Below are 19719 nucleotides of genomic sequence, written 5' to 3'. Positions count from 1 at the left end.
TATTTCCTGTAAGCCGGAAAACATGACAACGAAAAGTTTTTTTGACATAATAATAGTGGTTATAAAATAAAACTCCCCAAAAAACGCAGTGGAGTTTTATCAAGATTTTCAAAATATTTTGAACTTAAATAGTAAAAAATATAAGAAAAACTTATCAACCGCAATAACTTTCTTGTTATTTACTTATGAAAATGGTTGTATTAAAATTGAAATTGTGAGAAAAGTAGGGTTGGATGGGAAAATTCAAACTTTTGGACTTTTCGCTGAATTTGGGATTTCGATTAAGGGGGTATTTTACACATGGTAAAAAATGACGTATTTAACGCACATGCTTCTTTTGAAGCAAACGGTAAAAGCTACCAGTATTTTCGTTTAAGTGCACTTGAAGAGGCAGGCATTGGGAAAGTATCCAAATTGCCTTATTCCGTGAAAGTTTTACTTGAATCTGTACTTCGCCAATACGATGGCCGTGTTATTACGAAAGAGCATGTTGAAAACTTAGCAAAATGGGGAACAGATGAACTGAAGGAAGTGGATGTTCCATTTAAGCCAGCTCGTGTTATCCTTCAAGACTTCACGGGGGTCCCAGCAGTCGTAGACCTTGCTTCCTTAAGAAAAGCAATGGCAGACCTTGGCGGCGACCCAGACAAAATCAATCCTGAAAAAACAGTGGATCTTGTTATCGACCACTCCGTACAGGTTGATGCCTATGGCAGTGATGACGCATTAAAGATTAACATGGATTTTGAATTTGAACGTAATGCTGAGCGCTATCAGTTCCTTAGCTGGGCTCAAAAATCATTTAACAACTATCGTGCGGTTCCACCAGCAACTGGTATCGTTCACCAAGTTAACCTTGAATATTTGGCCGATGTTGTTCATGTTGGGAAAAATGCGGACGGTGAATTAGAAGCATACCCTGATACATTAGTAGGAACTGACTCTCACACTACGATGATTAATGGACTTGGCGTTCTTGGATGGGGCGTTGGCGGTATTGAAGCGGAAGCTGGAATGCTTGGTCAGCCTTCATACTTCCCAGTTCCAGAGGTAGTGGGGGTTAAATTAGTTGGCGAGCTTCCAAACGGTGCTACAGCGACAGACCTTGCGTTAAAAGTTACACAAGTACTTCGTAAACACGGTGTAGTTGGAAAATTTGTTGAATATTTCGGACCTGGTGTTTCAACTCTTCCACTTGCAGACCGTGCAACCATTGCAAACATGGCTCCTGAATATGGTGCGACTTGCGGTTTCTTCCCAATCGATGGGGAATCACTTGACTACATGCGCCTAACTGGCCGCGAAGAAGAACAAGTGAACGTCGTTGAACAATACTGCAAGGCAAACGGACTTTTCTTTGATCCATCTGTTGAGCCTGTTTATACAGATGTAATTGAAATTGACCTTACTGCGATTGAAGCAAATCTTTCTGGTCCTAAGCGTCCACAGGATTTGATTCCACTTTCAAAAATGAAACAGGAATTTGTCAAAGCAGTATCTGCACCACAAGGAAACCAAGGGTTCGGCTTACAGGCTGATGAACTTGAAAAATCCGCTCCAGTTAAATTTAATAATGGTGACGAAACAACTATTAAAACAGGTGCTGTTGCTATTGCTTCTATCACTAGCTGTACCAACACTTCTAACCCATATGTTTTAGTTGGCGCAGGTTTAGTAGCGAAAAAAGCAGTGGAATTAGGAATGGAAGTACCTAAGTTTGTTAAAACTTCTTTGGCACCAGGATCTAAAGTTGTTACTGGATACCTTCGTGATTCCGGCTTGCTTCCATACTTAGAACAAATCGGCTTCAACCTTGTTGGTTACGGCTGTACGACTTGTATCGGAAACTCCGGTCCATTAAAAGAAGAAATCGAAAAAACAATCGCAGAAAACGACCTATTAGTTACATCAGTACTTTCTGGTAACCGTAACTTTGAAGGACGTATCCATCCGCTTGTCAAAGCAAACTATCTTGCTTCACCACCACTTGTCGTGGCTTATGCCCTTGCAGGTACTGTGAACATTGATTTTGCTAATGAAGCAATCGGAAAAGATAAAGATGGCAATGATGTATTCTTTAAGGATATCTGGCCATCCACTGCAGAAGTAAATGATGTTGTGAAACGTACGGTTACACCAGAATTATTCCGCAGTGAATATGCTAATGTGTTCGGCGACAACGAGCGTTGGAACGCAATCAAAACAAGCAATGAGCCGCTATATACTTGGGATGAAGAATCCACTTACATTGCGAACCCGCCATTCTTTGAAGGTTTATCAAAAGAACCAGGCAAGGTTGAGCCATTATCTGGACTTCGCATCGTTGGTAAATTCGGTGACTCTGTGACTACTGACCATATTTCACCTGCAGGAGCCATTGGTAAAAATACTCCAGCTGGTAAGTATCTATTAGAAAAAGGCGTTCAGCCTCGTGACTTTAACTCTTACGGCTCCCGCCGCGGTAACCACGAAGTCATGATGCGTGGAACATTCGCAAACATCCGGATCCGTAACCAAATCGCACCTGGCACAGAAGGTGGCTTCACTACTTACTGGCCAACAGGCGAAGTTACTTCTATTTATGATGCTTGCATGAAGTACAAAGAAAACGGCACAGGCTTGATGGTTCTTGCCGGTAAGGATTACGGAATGGGCTCTTCACGTGACTGGGCTGCGAAAGGTACAAACCTTTTAGGCATCAAAACCGTACTTGCCGAAAGCTTTGAGCGTATTCACCGTTCAAACCTTGTGTTAATGGGTGTTCTTCCACTTCAATTTAAAGATGGCGAAAACTCTGAAACACTTGGCTTAACTGGTAAAGAAACATTCGAAGTTCAAGTAGACGAAAACGTAAAACCACGTGATCTTCTAAAAGTTACAGCTACAGACGAAGCTGGAAACAAAAAAGAATTCGAAGTCGTTGTTCGTTTCGACTCTGAAGTTGAAATCGACTACTACCGTCACGGCGGAATCCTGCAAATGGTTCTTCGTGAAAAATTACAAGAAGCTTAATCCAGAGAAAGACACCATGCATTATTTGCATGGTGTTTTTGTTATATAAAGTGCACATCCGGTTAAAATAATGAAGTCGCATTGCCCGGCGGCCAGTTGAAAGAGCTTCCACAGGTATTAGAGGAGGGCTGCTTTGACCGTAAGCCTGTAAAATGAGCTTCAACGGGTAATGCAACGTGGCTGCTTTGACCGTAAGCCTGTAAAAAGAGTTTAAACGGGCAATGCAACGTGGCTGCTTTGACCGTAAGCCTGTAAAAAGAGTTTAAACGGGCAATGCAACGTGGCTGCTTTGACCGTAAGCCTGTAAAATGAGCTTCAACGGGTAATGCAACGTGGCTGCTTTGACCATAAGCCTGTAAAATGAGCTTCAACGGGCAATGCAACGTGGCTGCTTTGACCGAATACGAGCAAAAAGATTTAGTACGGGAAATGGAAGAGCTCTGCATAGTCTGAAGCATATCCAAAATGTGATTTATAGGAAATCATTGACAAAGTTAAATTTAATCCCATAAAATAGAAGCATCAAACGAAAAGGAATGGTAAAAGAGGAATGAAGTTTTAATCTTATTTTTCAGCGCATTGATTCGAATAACGAAAAAATGTTGAACCTGAAGAATGGGATTAGTCTGTCCTTTTTTATGTCCTAATCGTTTTTTACCATAAGGTTTATTTGCTGACCTTTTTTGGCACGATTATGATGACATAACTCTCTTCAGGTTCATTGAAGGGAGTTTTTTTATGTTCATTTTAAAAGTTACTGGCTTGGAAAAAAGCTTTGAATTAAGAAAAATATTCGAAAATGTTAACTTTGATATAAAAAATGGTGAACGGATTGGTTTAGTTGGTTATAACGGTACAGGTAAGACAACGCTTGCGAATATTCTTTTTGGAAAAATAAAACCTGATAAAGGAGTAATCGAAAAGTCAAAAGACTTGAAAATTGGTTATTTGACGCAATCGATTGATTACCAGGTAGGTCAAATAAAAGTTCACGAGAAAGAAATTTTACAATATACGAGTGAGCTTGGTTTAAAAAAGGTAAATGAATGGGAAGATGAGCGTTTGAGGCATTTAAGCGGAGGTGAAAAGCTGAAGCTGGCGCTTTCGATGGTTTGGTCGACAAAGCCTGATTTCTTAATCCTTGATGAACCGACCAATCATTTGGATTTTCAAGGAATCAACTGGCTAATTGCTGAACTGAAAAATTTTCATGGACCAGTGCTGATCATCTCACATGACCGATATTTCTTAGATCAAACGGCTACCCGAATATTTGAATTGGAGAATGGCAAAATTCATTTTTATCACGGTAATTATAGTGAGTATCAGAAAGAAAAGCAGCTTCGTGTGGAGAATCAGCTTCATCAATATACGGTTCAACAGCGAAAAAAGGAAAGAATCGAGCAGCAAGTCGAACAGCTTAAAAATTGGTCCGAAAAGGCACATCGGGATTCAACCAAAGGTGGATCTCCATCGGAAAGAAGGCAAATTGGCTTTAAAGAATTTCACAGAGTGAAAGCGAAAAAGGTTGATAAACAAGTGAAGTCAAAAATGAAACGGCTCCATGCCGAGTTAGACAAACATCAGGTCGAGAAACCATTAGAGGATGTGCAGATAAATTTTCAATTTGATTCTTCGGGGAAAAGAGGAAAACGTTTAATCGAAGCGAAAAATCTTACTAAATCATTCGAGAGCAGGAGCCTTCTTAAGGATTCTCATTTCTATATTAATCATGGTGAACGAATCGGTTTGCTTGGAGAAAATGGCTGCGGTAAAACGACGTTAATTCGAATGATTCTTGGAGAAGAGGCTCAATCAAATGGAGAGTTGTGGAAAAGTGATTCATTAAAGATTGCCTACCTCAGTCAGGATGTTCATGATCTGCCAGAGGAAAAATCTGCGATTGATGCGTTAGGATTAAGTGAGAGGACTGACCTTTTCCGTGCGCGAACCTTGTTAGCCAATCTTGGCTTGAAGGAGGATAAGATTTCAATGCCGATTGGGTTCCTTAGCTTAGGTGAAAGGACAAGAGTAAAGCTAGTTGACATGTTAATGAAGGATTATGAAGTTCTTATTTTAGATGAACCGACCAATCACCTTGATTTGCCGAGCAGAGAGCAATTAGAAAAAACATTGAGCGAGTTTACTGGAACCATTATAACGGTTTCCCATGACTTTTATTTCTTAAATAAACTTTGTGACCGGTTACTAGTTTTTAAAAATCAAACCATAAAACGAGTGGAAATGAGTCCGGAGGAATATGTCAATCAGAGCAGGGATAAAACCGATAAAACGAGCAAGAAAGAGGCCCTAATGGTTCTTGAAAATAGACTTGCAATGGTACTTGGCGAATTATCTCTACTTGACCAAAAAGATGCGAAATATGCGGAATTGGATCAGGAATTTAAGGAGCTATTGAGGCAAAAAAAGGAGTTAATAAGTTAAGTTTATATGTGAGAAGTGAATTTGTTCAAATAGGAGATTTATACGTGCCCGATTTCTAGGTTGGCGAGCCGTTGCGGTCACGTAGACCCGTTCTACGTGGCCGTTTTCTTGTTCGGCAAGGCATTATGGTCACGTAGACCCTTTCTACGTGACTGCTTTCTTGGTCAGCCAAACATTTCGGGAACGTAGACTCTTTCTATGTAACCGTTTCTTTGGTCGGAGAGACGATTCGGTCACGTAGACCCGTTCTACGCGCCCTTTTTCCTTATAGGCAAGACGGTTCGGGCACGTAGAACTTTATTCCATAGATAAATACCCTAAAATTATTGCATATATCCTGCCAATTGTTAAAATAACTATGGTAGACCATACATAGCTAGAGGAGATGACAGCGTGTCAAATGACTTTTTACAATCCGTTTCCTATGATAACGGAGTTTTAAAAATATTAGATCAAACCAAGATACCTAATATAACCGAATTTCTTGAAATCACAAAAATCGAGGATGCCTGGGATGCGATCAAACAATTAAAGGTTCGCGGGGCTCCTGCCATAGGAATTGCTGCAGCATATGGCTTATTACTTGGAATAAAGGACGCGCCTGAACAATCATTCGAAGATTTTTATGTTGCTTTTAAAAAGCAATCCAACTACCTTGCCACCTCAAGACCGACCGCCGTTAACCTATTTTGGGCGCTAAAGCGGATGAATGAACGAGTTCAAAAAGAAAAAAACCAGCAGGTAGCTGAAATTAAAAAAGCCCTTGAACAAGAAGCCCACCAAATTCGTCATGAAGATGAAGAAGTTTGCCGCACCATTGGTGAGCATTCTTTAACACTTTTAAAAGATGGGATGGGAATCTTAACCCATTGTAATGCTGGCGGAATTGCAACAGCACGATATGGAACTGCCTTAGCACCGCTTTATTTGGCGAAAGAAAAAGGATGGGATATTAAAGTATTTGCCGATGAAACGCGGCCGCTCCTGCAGGGTGCTCGTTTGACGGCATGGGAGCTTATGCAGGCGGGAATTGATGTTACACTTATCACCGATAATATGGCAGCAATGGTCATGCAAAAAGGATGGGTTCAAGCTGTCATCGTGGGATGTGACCGAGTGGCCGCCAATGGCGACGTAGCGAATAAAATCGGTACCTACGGTGTTGCGCTCCTCGCAAAAGCACATAATATACCTTTTTATGTTGCTGCTCCAATATCCACGATTGATTTAGAAACAAAAACAGGGGCAGACATTCCTATTGAAGAGCGAGAGGCTGCAGAGATCACCGAAGGGTTTGGAAAAAGGACAGCACCTGAAGGCGTAAAAGTATTCAATCCGGCCTTTGATGTTACACCGAATGAACTTATTACAGCGATCATTACCGAAAAGGGCATACTAACTGGAAACTATCAAGAACAGCTGCCAAAACTTTTTCAATGATCGTATGAAAGTAGGTTGTGTATGGTAACGGATTTAAAAAAGCAAATTTGTGAAATTGGCAAACGAACTTACGATAAAGGCTTTGTCGCCGCCAATGATGGCAATATTTCAGTTCGAATCAATAAAAACGAATTTCTTATTACCCCGACTGGTGTGAGCAAAGGGTTTATGACCCCAGAAATGATTTTGAAAGTAGATGGGCAAGGAAATGTCATGGAAGGTAATTACAAACCAACCTCGGAAATGAAAATGCACCTTCTCGTTTACCAGGAGCGGCCGGATGTTCAAGCGGTTGTCCATGTTCATCCACCCTATGCAACGGCGTTTGCGATTGCCGGTATCCCATTGGATCAAGCAATCATGCCCGAATCCGTCGTTTTCCTTGGGACGATACCTGTTGCTGAATACGGGACACCTTCGACAGAGGAAGTACCGAACGCCGTTAAAAATTATGTCCATAACCATCAAGGTGTATTATTAGAAAATCATGGTGCATTGACCTGGGGAAACAGCCTTGAACATGCCTATTATTTAATGGAATCGTTGGAATTTACTGCTAAAATCAACTGGATTGCCAAACAAATCAATGGGGATCGCGAGCTTTCCACCCGAAATGTTGAACGGCTGGTTGAGATCAAAACCAAAATGGGGATCAAAGGAAATTCTCCTCGTGGAATTGAAACGCCTGATGGCATTCATGCCATGAGAAAAGGCACAGTCAGTCAAGGGGCGATAACAGATCAAGATATAAATCGTATCGTCGAAAAAGTGATCGAAGCAATCAAACAACAACGTTAAAGCAAGCAGTTATGCTTGCTTTTTTTCAATTTTCAGAAAAAATGTTATTAAAATGTTCACAAGTTTGGCATAGGCAAGCTTTATTTCAACTTCGTTAATAGTGTAAAATCTAAATAGCATAACATTCATGAAGGAGGGTTCGGGAATATGGTAAAAAAGGTGATTGCGGCAGTCGTACTTATAACCTTGCTTACAGTTGCGATTGTTCAGGCAATGGATAAAAAAACAGAACCCGGAATCACAAATACAGATGCAAGTCAGGCAGTTACTTCGGAAGGATTAAAAGTTGGTGAGAAGGCTCCTGATTTTGAATTAAAAACACTAACAGGTGAAACAGTTAAACTGTCAGACTTAAAAGGAAAAAAGGTCATGTTAAACTTTTGGGCAACCTGGTGCCCGCCATGTAAAGCGGAAATGCCTGAAATGGAAAAATTTTATAAGCAGAAAGATAAAAACCTGACCCTGCTTGCCGTCAATATTGATCCGCAATTAGATGTCAAAGGCTTTGTGAATAAAAATGGAATCACTTTTCCAATCCTGCTCGATACGAATGACAAGGTAAATGAAACCTACCAAATCTTATCTATTCCAACGACTTATTTCATCAATAGTCAGGGAATCATTGAAAATAAATTTACTGGTGCAATGAATCTAGACTCAATGAGACAATTTACAAAGGGCCTTAAGTAATCAAAAAGCCATTGGAAGAAATCCAATGGCTTTAATTATTTTGCGCTTTAAATCAATAAAAAAGAATATAATTTTCAAAAAGTTGTAATAATTGAAATCGTTTCAGGACATAATAACTGTTAGAATTGGTTGTAAGGAAGGTGATTGTAATGAGAAAACCACGAAAACGTTCTTTTGCAGAACTTGTTTCTGAAAATAAAAATCAATTAATGAAAGATCATGCTGCAATGGAGAAAATCGAACAACGATTAGAACAAAAACGCTTAGGAAAAGCTGAGTAATCTCTCATTGATTACCATTCATTGAAATCCTCCTATCTGGTTAAAATGTAACAGAGGAGGGATATAAAATGACGAATGGAAATGGAAAACCTGAACACTTTAATCCGAATCATATTGGCACGCAACCTCGTGCCTTTGGAGGAAACAAAGGGAAAAAAATGCAGGATACATCAGGTAAACATGCACAAGTAATCCAAACTAAAGGTGAATAAACTTGAATTTAGAGGATGGCTAAGAATCATCCTCTTTTTGTTTTTATTAAAAATTTTTTTGTGATATTTTTTTCGGTTCGTTACAAACTATATCTGTACCATGAACAATTTCAAGGAGGAATTTGCAAGATGGACTATAATACTAAACCGAATCCAGATGATCGTAGTGATAATGTAGAAAAATTGCAAGAAATGATCTCTAATACCGAAGAAAATATTCATCAAGCAAAAGCATCACTCGAATTTACTGACAGCGAAACACAGCGCCAGCAAATTGAAGCGAAAAATCAACGTCGTGAAGAAAGCATTCAATCCTTTAAATCCGAAATTCAAGACGAACTTTAAATAATACGGGGCCTGTCTAAATTGACAGGTCCTTTATTTTTGCAGGGTTAATTTTAGTGTCTGGCAGGAAGGTATGATAAGATAGAAGGGAAATTTTTATGAAGAAGTGATATTATGTACAAGCATCAGCCGGCCCAGCTAAAAAAATGGGAAGATGAATTTAAGGAAAAAGGCTTTATAACCGATGAAAGTCAATTAATTGATGATATTCGACATGAACCAAATATTCTCATCCAATCAAAGCTGTTATCCATTGCAGCTCTTTCACGCGTACAGCAAAATAGCCATGATTCTCTTGCCGCTGTTTGGATGGAGAATGCGCTTAAATTGGATCCAGGCAATGTCAGGGCGAAAGAATTTTTCATTCAATCTGAATGGAAGAAGAATGAAAATTTACTTGACCGGCTTACGTTTCCTTCCATTCGTGAAACGGATAACCGTACGGCTAAAAAGAAAATTGCCGAAGAATACATACAAATTTGCCAGGAATTTTTAACCGAGACGGAAGAAGAATTTTTTCGTCTAAAAGAAAACGTGGATCTATCCTCCCGTTTGAACAACACGGAGATTCAGCAAAAATATAGCACACTTTACCATTTGCTGGCTGAGGTGATCGAGGAATCCCGAAATCTATTAAAAGCAGCCATCGAGTATGATCAATCGATTACGGGTGTTTTTCATACTTCTACCTATTTTGATGACTTAAAAATCCATCTTTCTCGTATAGGAGAAATGAAACAAGCGTGGGCAGCTCTGTTTAAAGTGGAAGATACCGCAGCAAAATCCGACCAAAATGCCTTGGAGCAGCTTCATGATATGATTGGCTTGGAAATGGTGAAAAATCGGGTGAATCTTTTTTACCGATTTTTAAAATATCAAAAACACCGAAAGGAATTGGGCTTTCAGATTAAAGACGAGCTAAGTCTGAATATGGTTTTAACAGGAAATCCGGGAACTGGAAAAACCACTTTAGCTCGACTTTTGGCTAAAATCTATTTCGAACTTGGTGTGCTTCCAAGGGAGGATGTCATTGAGGCAGACAGGTCACAATTAGTAGGGGCATTTGTTGGGCAAACCGAAGAAAATGTCCGGGCTGTAGTCGAACGCTCCATCGGCGGTGTCTTGTTTATTGATGAGGCCTACAGTCTGAAGCGAGAAGGGCAGACTGGGAACGATTATGGGCAGACCGTGATTGATACGCTGGTTTCACTCATGACGGGAAAGGAATACGGTGGAAAATTCGCTGTTATTTTAGCTGGATATCCTGAGGAAATGCGCTCCTTTTTAGATGCCAATCCGGGATTACGGAGCCGTTTTCCCCAGTCTAACTTGATTCACTTGCCGAATTATTCTAATGAGGAATTAATCGAAATAGCAGAACAAATTGCGGCTGACAATGATTACATCGTAACGGATCAAGCGAAAATCGAATTGACACACCGCCTTGAGAAGGAACGGGTGGATGATACATTCGGGAATGCTAGAACGGTAAGGAATATCGTTTTAGATGCCATTTTTAAAAAAGGATCGGTGCTGCCGATAGAGGAGCAGGATCTTTTTCAATTAACATTATTAAATAAGGAAGACTTTATTTTAGAAAAAACAGAAGTAAGTGAATCCGCTTCGGAAAAATTAGAACGCTTAATTGGGCTCGATTCTATAAAAAAAGAAGTCAATATGCTTATTTCCTTTGTGAAAATGCAGCAATTTCGCCGAGAAAAAGAGCTGCCGGTCGTCCCGATTCAACTTCATTCGGTGTTTACGGGGAACCCTGGAACCGGGAAAACAACGGTGGCAAAAATATATGCCGAGCTGCTAAGGGAATGCGGCATTTTAAAACGAGGGCATTTAATCGTGGCAAGCCGGGCTGATTTTGTGGCAGGCTATGTAGGGCAAACAGCTTCTAAGACGAAGAAAAAGATTCGCGAAGCACTTGGCGGAGTTTTATTCATTGATGAAGCCTATTCCTTGCTAAGTAAAACGAGCGCTGATTATGGAAAAGAAGTCATCGATACACTTGTGGAGGAAATGACCATTCAAAACGAAAATCTTGTCATCATTCTCGCAGGGTACCCAAATGAAATGGACCATCTGCTCGAGAGCAATCCGGGACTGCGTTCACGATTTAAGAAATTTTTTCCGTTTCCGGATTATTCAGTAGAGGAGCTCCTTGCGATTATGGAAGCATATGCCGAACACTTCCTATATGAAATGACTCAAGACGCAAAAGCTTTAGTAAAGAAAACGATTGAATCAAATCCGGTAAATGGAAATGGGCGATTTGCTACAAATTTAGTTGATGAAATGATACAAGCCCAAGCGATGAGACTGATGAATCATGTATCTGATGAAGAATTAACGGAAAAAGCGGTTTATATTGAGGCTGAGGACGTCAAAAGGGCCTTGGAGAAGCTTTCTATCTAGAAAAAAAGGATGGTTATTGTGGATAATTATTTTGTTTCAACAAGGGAGATTCAGCTTTATTATGCCGATACAGATATGATGGGGGTTATTTACCACGCCAATTATTTAAAGTTTTTTGAATTGGGGCGGACAGGTCTGATTGAGGACATCGGTTATAGTTATGTATCAATGGAGGAGGCTGGTTATTTTGCCCCTGTATACGATGTTCAAGCCACCTATAAAAAACCATTAAGGTATGGAGATAAAGGATTCGTTAAAACGTGGGTTGAATACAATGATGGTATCAAATCCATTTATGGTTATACCGTAATCAACGGAAATGATGAAATTTGTGTTGAAGGAAAAACGACTCATATCATTGTAAGGAAAGATGATTTTAAACCGGCAGCATTTCGGAAGGCTTTCCCGGATTGGCATTTAAAATATGAGGAAATCAAGAAGAAATAACTCTTTACACTCGAGGTGACCTACGTTGGCGTTTGGACTTAAAAGGCAGGAAGTGAAAGAATGGAAAAGAAAAATTGATGAGGGCGAAATTGCCTTTTTGACCCATTATTGGCTTGATGACCGTTTTCCGGATTCGAAAACGGTCACCAAGGTTGGCTGTCATGACCTGAATAAATTGGCGGAATGGGGAAAGAAATACGGTTTAAAACGAGACTGGATTCATCATCGCCGGGATGGATATTCCCATTTTGACCTTATAGGCGGCAGGCAGAAGGAAATTTTACGGAAGGAAGGCCTTCTTGAACATATTTGGGACGACCAAAATAGGTCTCATAACAAAGGGTCAGACCCCACAGCATAAATTGGCTATAGATTGAGTGGGGGTCTGACCCAATTGAAACAGTCGCTTGCTATTCTGCAGCTTGAACCAGATTTCTGCCTTTTTCCTTGGCTCGATATAAGGCGATATCGGCGCGTTTTAATAGTTCTTCTTTTGATTCTCCAGGCTGCCATTCCGCTACGCCAAAGCTTGCGGTCACTGTGGTAACTTCAAAAAAGGTATGGGTTGAAAATACACTCTTTAACCTTTCGGCCAAAGCCATAGCTTGTTCGAGGGTCTGATGAGTGGCAATAATTAAAAACTCTTCTCCGCCCCAGCGGCCAAACAAATCTGTTTCCCTCGTATTTTTTCTTACTAGATCGGTAAATTCCTTTAGAACAAAATCACCAATATCATGACCAAATGTATCATTGATTTCTTTAAACAAATCGATATCAAACAGGATCACAGAAAAGGTTGGGAGAGGTGCCAAACGGTTGTCATCGACCATTTTTTCAAGCATTCTTCGATTTGGCAAGCCTGTTAAAAAGTCTGTATTGGCCGCCTGATTCATGGTTTCCTGTTGAATATAGGCTTCCTTTAAATGTTGCAGAAAATATAAGGCTAAAATATAGGCAGCTGTTGATGCATAAAACTGTGCGAGCGTATTTAGAGCTTGGAGTTTATCCACGTTATTTCCAGGATAAGCTGCGATTCCAATGATAACAGAAAGAAGATACAAAGATATGGAAATAATAAGCGCTTTTTTTCGATTAAAAATTAAAAAAAGATAAATAAAAAATAAAGGGGTCCAATTTGAAAAATTTCCCAATCCCCCGCCACTCATAAAGGTTGTGCTCGAATTCAGCCATACCAGGTCGGCAAACCAGCTTAATAAAATGATCGATAAGAGGACAAAGGAAATCAATTCAATAGCTCGTAATAAGTCCTCTTTAATGATAAGCAAAATCAATACAATCAAAAACCAGATATTTAACAGCGGGAAAATGGTATGAACAACAAAATCATGTTTTTCATGCATCCCATCCAAAAACCAGCTTAGCATTAAGGCAATAATGACTAATGGCAAAATAAAAATATATATGCGTTTTTTTAAACGCTGCAAATAAGATGATTGAAAATCTACTTCCATAAGGAAATCACCTAAGCTTATATTAATATGATTGGATTGAAAAAAAAAGACGCGAGAAGCGTCAAAATCAAAATAATGCTATTGTTTTTTATAATGAAAGGCTGGTTCACCGTGTTCGGCTTGAAAGTCAATTACTAGATCATGATCATCAAAATACCAAACATCTTTTTCTTCAATATAAAAGGTAATACCGTCATTTTCCGTTTTAACGGCCATATCTACTGGCTCCTCATTGGAAACGCCCAGGGAAAAACCACTTTGGACGGTACTGCATCCACCATAGCGGACATAAAAGCGAACAAAATCACCAGTTGATAAATCGAGTTCCCGCTTATACCATGCAGCAGCCTCGCTATTAATTTGAATGTTCATATGTAACACCTTTCTAATACTTGATAATATTATTATACTACATAAATTGAGAAAATTCGTCAAAAGTCAGTTGATTCCACCGAATAGACCCTCTTGGGGCATCCATATTAATGGAGCCATTGCTTCATATGCTTTTGAATTTCTTGATATTTCACTTTTGCATTAGCTAAGCCGAATGTTCCAGCTTTTTCTAAAGGGACAACCCTGAAATGTTTAGAATCATGACTAGACACAAAGGTAGGATAAAATACCGGATTCGATAGGATAATGTTATTTCCGTTTTCGGAAACATTTTTGGTGATATCAATGGTTGCCATTCCGCCGATCGTCTTATATTCACCGTCTTGGCCAGAAAGAAAATTTCCTAACGAGTAAATCACAAAGGTTTTTTTACCGTCCTTTCGGGTAATCCAGTCCATTGGCTGCAATACATGCGGGTGTGAACCAAAAATCACATCTACCCCTTCATTCGCAAGAAAGCTGGCTAACTCTTTTTGCTCCTCGTTCGGGACCCTCTGGTATTCAATGCCCCAGTGGATGCTCATCACGACCACATCTGCTGCTTTTTTAGCCCGCTGGATTTCTTTATGCATAATATTGCGATTAATTAGATTGACCAAGAAATCCTTGTGATCTGGAATTGGGATTCCATTTGTTCCATAGGAATAGGCAAGAAAGGCAATTTTAATCCCATTTTTGTCGAGGATTCGTAATTTTTCGCGATCCTGTTCATTCATGAAGCTGCCGACATGCGGCAAACCAATGCTATTCAAATAATGCATTTCGGAATCGATTCCTTTTTCACCCTTGTCTAATGAATGGTTATTAGCCGTTGACACAATATCAACACCTGTATGTACCAGAGCATTAGCCACCTCATGGGGGCTATTGAAGGTCGGATAAGTGGAAAGTCCCAGCTCGATTCCGCCTAACGTGCTTTCTTGATTGGCTGTTAATACATCTGGTTTTTGCAAGAGACTTTTTACATTTGCAAACATCGGGTCAAAATTATAGTGATGTCCATCGAACGCGTCCTTATAAACCGCTTCATGCACGAGGATATCCCCAATTGCTCCAATCGTTATTTTCTCCTGGAGTTTTTTATTAATTACAGTCTCCTTTCGCAAACTAAGAGGTTTCGGTTCCACGACTTTTACTTGTGCTTTTGGTTGGACCTTTGAGCTTGCAACTTGATTTTTCTGCTGTTGCATAAAAAGGGCGATAGCAAGAAAACTACAAACAATGATGATAAAAATGGATGTTATGATGGCTTTTTTCTTCATAATTTCTCCTCAATTATTAAGTGATAAGCAAAATCGTTTACAAACTAAACCAATGCTATATGATATTTATGTATATTTTACGATTATTTCTAAATTATTGATATAAAAAATTAGGAGCTGGGGAAATGTTTGCCATATCAGAAAGTGCAAAACAATATTTATTAAAAACCATTGAAGCGGAAAGACAAGTACCTGATGAGGTGCTTTATCTGCGGTTAAGTATGGGAATCGGCTGAGGGGAACCCACGTTAAATCTGTCTCTGGAAGAGCGGAAAATACAAGGGGACCTCACCTTCGAGTTTGATGGAGTCATCATCATTATCCATGAAAAGGATTTTCATTATTTCGATCACACAAAGCTTGATTATGCGAGAGATGAACGCGGGAACAATCGTTTCCGATTAATCCAAATAGAAAAGCGGAGCAGCTTGTAGGCTGCCCCGCTTTTCTTTGTTAATCTTCGATTTGCTCAAGAAAATCAAGAAATTCATCAAAATTCTTTGTTATGATCACCGGATTGTTTTTCACGCAGTCATCGCTGGAAAATTCGATAATAAATTCATTCACATCTGTGCTATCAGAAACAGTGGTAGAAAAATGATAGAGAGCCTTGAGACTTTGCATAAAATCTCCTCCATTTAAAACTTGTTGTCTTTGCTTCTATTTTACTCCTATAATTACTATTCTCTTGATGGCTATATGAAGGTTTTATGAAGATTTTATGCCATCATCTGTCACAGAATTGAAAGAAAAACGTAATATTCCATCCGAAACGTTAAGTTGATGGGCAAAAAAAATATTGGGAGATTTTCCTTTCCAACATAGTCACTTATTTATGGTACAATCTCCATGTGTTTAAATAAAAAAACGAGAGTATTTCACTCTCGCTTTTATAACCATTTAATTTTCGGTTCAGTTTTGTTGATAATTCGTTTAATATTCGCTCGATGTCTGTATATAACAAAGGAAGCTATTAATGCGACAACAATGATTAACGGAATGTCACTACCTCTTAAAATGATTGCATAAAGGATGGCACAAATGCCAGCAATCATGGAGGAGAGGGAGACATATTTCGTAATGTACAGACTGATAAAAAAGATAACCAAGACAGTTAAAAACAGGATTGGTGCATAGGCCAATAATACGCCTCCAGAGGTAGCAACCGCTTTTCCACCGCGGAATCCGGCAAAGATGGGATAGGTATGTCCAAGAATGGCGAAAACCCCAACCAATAATGGATGTAAATCGAGATGAATAAGATGTGGCAAAGAAGCAGCTAATGTACCTTTAAGAATATCCATAAGTGTAACGGTTAATCCGGCTTTGACGCCCAAGGTCCGAAAGGTATTGGTTCCGCCTAAATTTCCGCTCCCATGCTGGCGGATATCCGTTTTATAAAATAATTTACCGATGATGAGTCCAGATGGGATTGAGCCAAGCAAGTAGGCGGCAATCACACAAAAAATAATTTGAATCATTACAATATCTCCTTCTAATTAAAGATCCAGTTCTTATATTTTATCACGGATTTTAGAAAACACCATCATTGCTTTTGTTTAATAGAAAAAAGAGAGACCTTTCCAGACGTAAGGGGGAAAACAGAAACATGGCACGAATTGAATACCAAAATAATCAAAAACTATCAACTAAGTGGATCGTTGGCGGGATAGCAGGAGCTGTCATCTTGATTGTTTCTTCGATTCTCATATTTTTATATCCATTTGCATCCAACGAGCAAAAAAACTATTTTCAAGGGAAAAATCCAATCCTTTTTAACGGACATCAGGCGGGTAACGCGATATTCGAAGGTAATACCTTGTTTGTTCCGGTATCCTTTTTACAAAAAAATATCGACAAAGGCATTATTTACGATGAAAAATCACACTCGATTATCATCACTACAGCCGATAAAGTCGTACAAATGCCAACCGATTCGTTAACCTATTTTGTGAACCAAAAACCAGTAAATCTGCATATCACACCATTTAAATCAGAAAATGGAGAAATGTATGTCGCACTTGACCCTATTCTTTCCTATTATCCGATCCAATATAAAAGGTTAGCACAAAGCGGCGCCATCTGGATTCAAAAGAACGGCGAAAAGCTTGTGGCCGGTAAACTAACCTCAAATGATGTTAATCAGGAAAAGCTGAGATTGCGTACAAAACCATCATGGCAATCACCATATACAGCAGAAATGAAGAAAAGCGAGCCTGTATGGATTGAAGGAGAGAAAGCAGAATTTTACCTTGTTCGTAAAATGAACGGGATTAGCGGTTATATCAAAAAAGAATATGTTCAAAAACAAGAGACCGAAACGATCAAGATTAGCCATGTGAGCAAACCAGCTCCTATAAAAAAATTAAACGGACCCATCCAGTTAACATGGGAAACCGTATATAACCATAATCCAGACACTTCAAAAATAAAAAAAATGGCCGGTATTAATGTTGTTTCACCTACATGGTTTACCCTTGCAGGGAATGATGGAACCATCAGCAACCTGGCTTCATTAGATTATAGTAAATGGGCTAAATCAAAAGGCTATCAGGTTTGGGGATTGTTTTCTAACGCCTTTAACCCTGAACTAACCCATGAAGCATTAAAAGACTATCAATCTCGTCAAAAAATCATTCGTCAATTATTACTTTATAGTAAAATGTATCAATTACAGGGGATTAATTTTGATATCGAAAATGTAGAACCTGGGGATGGCGCGCTTGTGACTCAATTATTAAGGGAAGCGACTCCTTACTTCCATCAGGCGGGGTTAGTGGTTTCCATGGACATCACGTTCTCATTCGGTGAAGGCAACAATTGGTCATCCTTTTATCAAAGAAATGATCTGGCTAAGATTACCGACTACCTGATGGTCATGGCCTATGATGAACATTGGGGCCCTGATTCTGGGTCTGGCAGTGTAGCCAGTTTGCCGTGGGTGGAGACCAATCTTCAAAAATTACTGAAGGAAGTTCCACATAATCATCTCATCCTGGGCGTGCCATTGTATTCTAGGCTCTGGAAGGAGCAAGTAAATAAGGCTGGTTCATTAGAGGTTTCGGCGAAGGCACTTTCCATGGACAAAGTGAATGAATGGTTGAAAGAGAAAAAAGTAAAACCAGTCTATGATCCAAAAACCGGTCAGCATTTTGCCCAATACGTTGATAAAAAGCAAAAGGCCACGTATAAAATCTGGATAGAAGACCAACTGTCATTAACCAAACGGAAAAACCTGGCAGAAACCTATCAATTAGCAGGGGTAGGCACGTGGGCGAGATTATTTGGAGATCAGAAAGCATTTGCTGCCTTAGACTTAAATTCCAATAAAGCTTTGACAAAAAAATAAGGAAATGCGAAACCGGCCTTGCCGGTTTTTTTTAGTCAAAAGTAAGAACAATTAAAGGCTAATTTATTACAAAAATATGGAGAATTTTCAAATCATTTGTTAATCGATTGATACGATTGTTATAGCCAAATATAATTTAATTAAACAAATATATACGAATGTGAGCCGGCCGATTCGACAATAACGAGTGGTCGGTTTTATTGCATATTTCCATGAAGCAAAAGAAAGTGGCTAAGTTACATCTGATATTTAGGAATTTTTTAAACTTAAAATATATTTTTAAGGGTTGAGAGCGAATGACAAATCAAAGAGTAAGCGAAGAAGGATACCGGAACCTCACGGAAAAGCTTGAAAAACGAATTCAAGAGGAAGTAGCTAAAAATCGGCAAAAAGATCATATTTTGATCCAGCAATCAAGAATGGCAGCTATGGGGGAGATGATGGCAAGTATCGGTCATCAATGGCGGTCGCCGCTGAATAGCCTTTCGCTTTTAATTCAGGATGTAAGTGAAGCCATGGAATTTGGGGAAATCGATGCCCAATATATTGACCGCTTTACAAAAGAAAGCATGAATCAAATAAAACATATGTCACGGACGATTAATGATTTCCGAAAATTTTATCGGCCTAATAAAGTAAAGAGCTCTTTTTCCGTTGCAGAAGCCATTGAGGACGCCTTGTCCATTTTCTCTTATAGTCTAAAAAACCATGATATTCATGTGGAATTTGAATACAGAGGGCAACAAAAAGCCTACGGGTTCCAAAATGAATACAGTCAGGCTGCCCTTAATATTCTTACCAATTCTCGAGATGCCTTTGTATCAAATGATATAAAAAATCGAACGATTCTAGTTAAAATAAAGGAAACAGAAGAATATTTAGCGGCTGAATTCACCGATAATGCCGGTGAAATCGAGCCGGCTATTCTCCCTAAGGTGTTTGACCCTTATTTCACAACGAAGCCTCATGGTACAGGTCTAGGCCTTTATATGGCCAGAATGATTCTTGAGAATATGAATGGAACGGTAGAGGTTGAAAATACGGGAGAGGGGGCACGTTTCCGGCTTTTTGTGCCAAAGGTGACGGCCGATGTCATATCACGCTCCGTTGTAGTGTAAAAGAGTAGCAGCCGCTTATTTTGTATTCCAT

Annotated in this window: 18 protein-coding genes; 13 read left to right on the top strand and 5 right to left on the bottom strand. The window is 39.4% G+C overall.

Features of this window, described 5'->3' with window-relative positions:
* The first annotated feature begins 300 nt into the window (after positions 1-300).
* From acnA to ACZ5XR_RS15035, 11 genes are all read left to right on the top strand, one after another.
* Complete coding sequence (gene acnA, locus ACZ5XR_RS15085) at positions 301-3012, top strand: aconitate hydratase AcnA (protein ID WP_464497102.1); 2712 nt, start codon at positions 301-303, stop codon at positions 3010-3012.
* 738 nt (positions 3013-3750) lie between these two features.
* A complete protein-coding gene (abc-f, locus tag ACZ5XR_RS15080; RefSeq protein WP_464497101.1) occupies positions 3751-5457 on the top strand; it encodes a ribosomal protection-like ABC-F family protein in 1707 nt (568 codons plus the stop codon).
* A 393-nt stretch (positions 5458-5850) separates the two neighbouring features.
* A complete protein-coding gene (gene mtnA, locus ACZ5XR_RS15075; protein WP_464497100.1) occupies positions 5851-6897 on the top strand; it encodes an S-methyl-5-thioribose-1-phosphate isomerase in 1047 nt (348 codons plus the stop codon).
* A 21-nt stretch (positions 6898-6918) separates the two neighbouring features.
* Positions 6919-7695: a class II aldolase/adducin family protein gene (locus ACZ5XR_RS15070; protein ID WP_464497099.1), complete on the top strand. Its 777-nt coding sequence runs from the start codon at positions 6919-6921 to the stop codon at positions 7693-7695.
* Between the two features lie 147 nt (positions 7696-7842).
* Positions 7843-8385, top strand: a complete 543-nt coding sequence (locus ACZ5XR_RS15065; protein WP_464497098.1) for a redoxin domain-containing protein — start codon at positions 7843-7845, stop codon at positions 8383-8385.
* Between the two features lie 149 nt (positions 8386-8534).
* A complete protein-coding gene (locus ACZ5XR_RS15060; protein ID WP_464497097.1) occupies positions 8535-8666 on the top strand; it encodes an FbpB family small basic protein in 132 nt (43 codons plus the stop codon).
* Between the two features lie 68 nt (positions 8667-8734).
* Complete coding sequence (locus ACZ5XR_RS15055) at positions 8735-8878, top strand: acid-soluble spore protein N (protein ID WP_464497096.1); 144 nt, start codon at positions 8735-8737, stop codon at positions 8876-8878.
* 129 nt (positions 8879-9007) lie between these two features.
* Positions 9008-9223: a small acid-soluble spore protein Tlp gene (tlp, locus tag ACZ5XR_RS15050; protein WP_464497095.1), complete on the top strand. Its 216-nt coding sequence runs from the start codon at positions 9008-9010 to the stop codon at positions 9221-9223.
* Between the two features lie 114 nt (positions 9224-9337).
* Positions 9338-11647 (top strand): AAA family ATPase, encoded by a 2310-nt coding sequence (locus ACZ5XR_RS15045; protein ID WP_464497094.1) that lies wholly within the window; start codon positions 9338-9340, stop codon positions 11645-11647.
* 18 nt (positions 11648-11665) lie between these two features.
* A complete protein-coding gene (locus ACZ5XR_RS15040) occupies positions 11666-12094 on the top strand; it encodes an acyl-CoA thioesterase (RefSeq protein ID WP_464497093.1) in 429 nt (142 codons plus the stop codon).
* A 25-nt stretch (positions 12095-12119) separates the two neighbouring features.
* Positions 12120-12455, top strand: coding sequence for a hypothetical protein (locus tag ACZ5XR_RS15035; protein WP_464497092.1), 336 nt, complete (start codon positions 12120-12122; stop codon positions 12453-12455).
* Positions 12456-12504: 49 nt separating this feature from the next.
* Here ACZ5XR_RS15035 and ACZ5XR_RS15030 read toward each other — a convergent pair whose 3' ends face one another.
* From ACZ5XR_RS15030 to plsY, 5 genes are all read right to left on the bottom strand, one after another.
* On the bottom strand, positions 12505-13566 hold the full coding sequence (locus ACZ5XR_RS15030; protein WP_464497091.1) for a GGDEF domain-containing protein: 1062 nt from the start codon (positions 13564-13566) through the stop codon (positions 12505-12507).
* A gap of 78 nt (positions 13567-13644) precedes the next feature.
* Positions 13645-13938, bottom strand: coding sequence for a HesB/YadR/YfhF family protein (locus ACZ5XR_RS15025; RefSeq protein WP_464497090.1), 294 nt, complete (start codon positions 13936-13938; stop codon positions 13645-13647).
* Positions 13939-14045: 107 nt separating this feature from the next.
* A complete protein-coding gene (locus ACZ5XR_RS15020; RefSeq protein WP_464497089.1) occupies positions 14046-15221 on the bottom strand; it encodes a CapA family protein in 1176 nt (391 codons plus the stop codon).
* A gap of 453 nt (positions 15222-15674) precedes the next feature.
* A complete protein-coding gene (locus ACZ5XR_RS15015) occupies positions 15675-15845 on the bottom strand; it encodes a hypothetical protein (RefSeq protein ID WP_464497088.1) in 171 nt (56 codons plus the stop codon).
* Between the two features lie 266 nt (positions 15846-16111).
* Complete coding sequence (gene plsY / locus ACZ5XR_RS15010; RefSeq protein WP_464497087.1) at positions 16112-16702, bottom strand: glycerol-3-phosphate 1-O-acyltransferase PlsY; 591 nt, start codon at positions 16700-16702, stop codon at positions 16112-16114.
* 128 nt (positions 16703-16830) lie between these two features.
* Between plsY and ACZ5XR_RS15005 the strand changes: the two genes are divergently transcribed.
* Both ACZ5XR_RS15005 and ACZ5XR_RS15000 read left to right on the top strand, forming a co-directional pair.
* Positions 16831-18570 (top strand): glycosyl hydrolase family 18 protein, encoded by a 1740-nt coding sequence (locus ACZ5XR_RS15005; RefSeq protein WP_464497086.1) that lies wholly within the window; start codon positions 16831-16833, stop codon positions 18568-18570.
* 296 nt (positions 18571-18866) lie between these two features.
* A complete protein-coding gene (locus tag ACZ5XR_RS15000) occupies positions 18867-19688 on the top strand; it encodes a sensor histidine kinase (protein ID WP_464497085.1) in 822 nt (273 codons plus the stop codon).
* The last annotated feature ends 31 nt before the right edge of the window (positions 19689-19719 follow it).

Source organism: Neobacillus sp. Fa239, from assembly GCF_055395235.1.
The sequence above is the reverse complement of the archived record's forward strand: the minus strand, read 5'-3'. Positions and strand labels throughout refer to the sequence as shown.

Coding starts and splice junctions, on each gene's coding strand:
- abc-f (WP_464497101.1), top strand. CDS start 3,751: ATGTTCATTTTAAAAGTTACTGGCTTGGAAAAAAGCTTTGAATTAAGA.
- ACZ5XR_RS15025 (WP_464497090.1), bottom strand. CDS start 13,938: ATGAACATTCAAATTAATAGCGAGGCTGCTGCATGGTATAAGCGGGAA.
- ACZ5XR_RS15005 (WP_464497086.1), top strand. CDS start 16,831: ATGGCACGAATTGAATACCAAAATAATCAAAAACTATCAACTAAGTGG.
- ACZ5XR_RS15015 (WP_464497088.1), bottom strand. CDS start 15,845: ATGCAAAGTCTCAAGGCTCTCTATCATTTTTCTACCACTGTTTCTGAT.
- ACZ5XR_RS15000 (WP_464497085.1), top strand. CDS start 18,867: ATGACAAATCAAAGAGTAAGCGAAGAAGGATACCGGAACCTCACGGAA.
- ACZ5XR_RS15045 (WP_464497094.1), top strand. CDS start 9,338: ATGTACAAGCATCAGCCGGCCCAGCTAAAAAAATGGGAAGATGAATTT.
- ACZ5XR_RS15060 (WP_464497097.1), top strand. CDS start 8,535: ATGAGAAAACCACGAAAACGTTCTTTTGCAGAACTTGTTTCTGAAAAT.
- acnA (WP_464497102.1), top strand. CDS start 301: ATGGTAAAAAATGACGTATTTAACGCACATGCTTCTTTTGAAGCAAAC.
- plsY (WP_464497087.1), bottom strand. CDS start 16,702: ATGATTCAAATTATTTTTTGTGTGATTGCCGCCTACTTGCTTGGCTCA.
- ACZ5XR_RS15065 (WP_464497098.1), top strand. CDS start 7,843: ATGGTAAAAAAGGTGATTGCGGCAGTCGTACTTATAACCTTGCTTACA.
- ACZ5XR_RS15055 (WP_464497096.1), top strand. CDS start 8,735: ATGACGAATGGAAATGGAAAACCTGAACACTTTAATCCGAATCATATT.
- ACZ5XR_RS15030 (WP_464497091.1), bottom strand. CDS start 13,566: ATGGAAGTAGATTTTCAATCATCTTATTTGCAGCGTTTAAAAAAACGC.
- ACZ5XR_RS15070 (WP_464497099.1), top strand. CDS start 6,919: ATGGTAACGGATTTAAAAAAGCAAATTTGTGAAATTGGCAAACGAACT.
- tlp (WP_464497095.1), top strand. CDS start 9,008: ATGGACTATAATACTAAACCGAATCCAGATGATCGTAGTGATAATGTA.
- ACZ5XR_RS15020 (WP_464497089.1), bottom strand. CDS start 15,221: ATGAAGAAAAAAGCCATCATAACATCCATTTTTATCATCATTGTTTGT.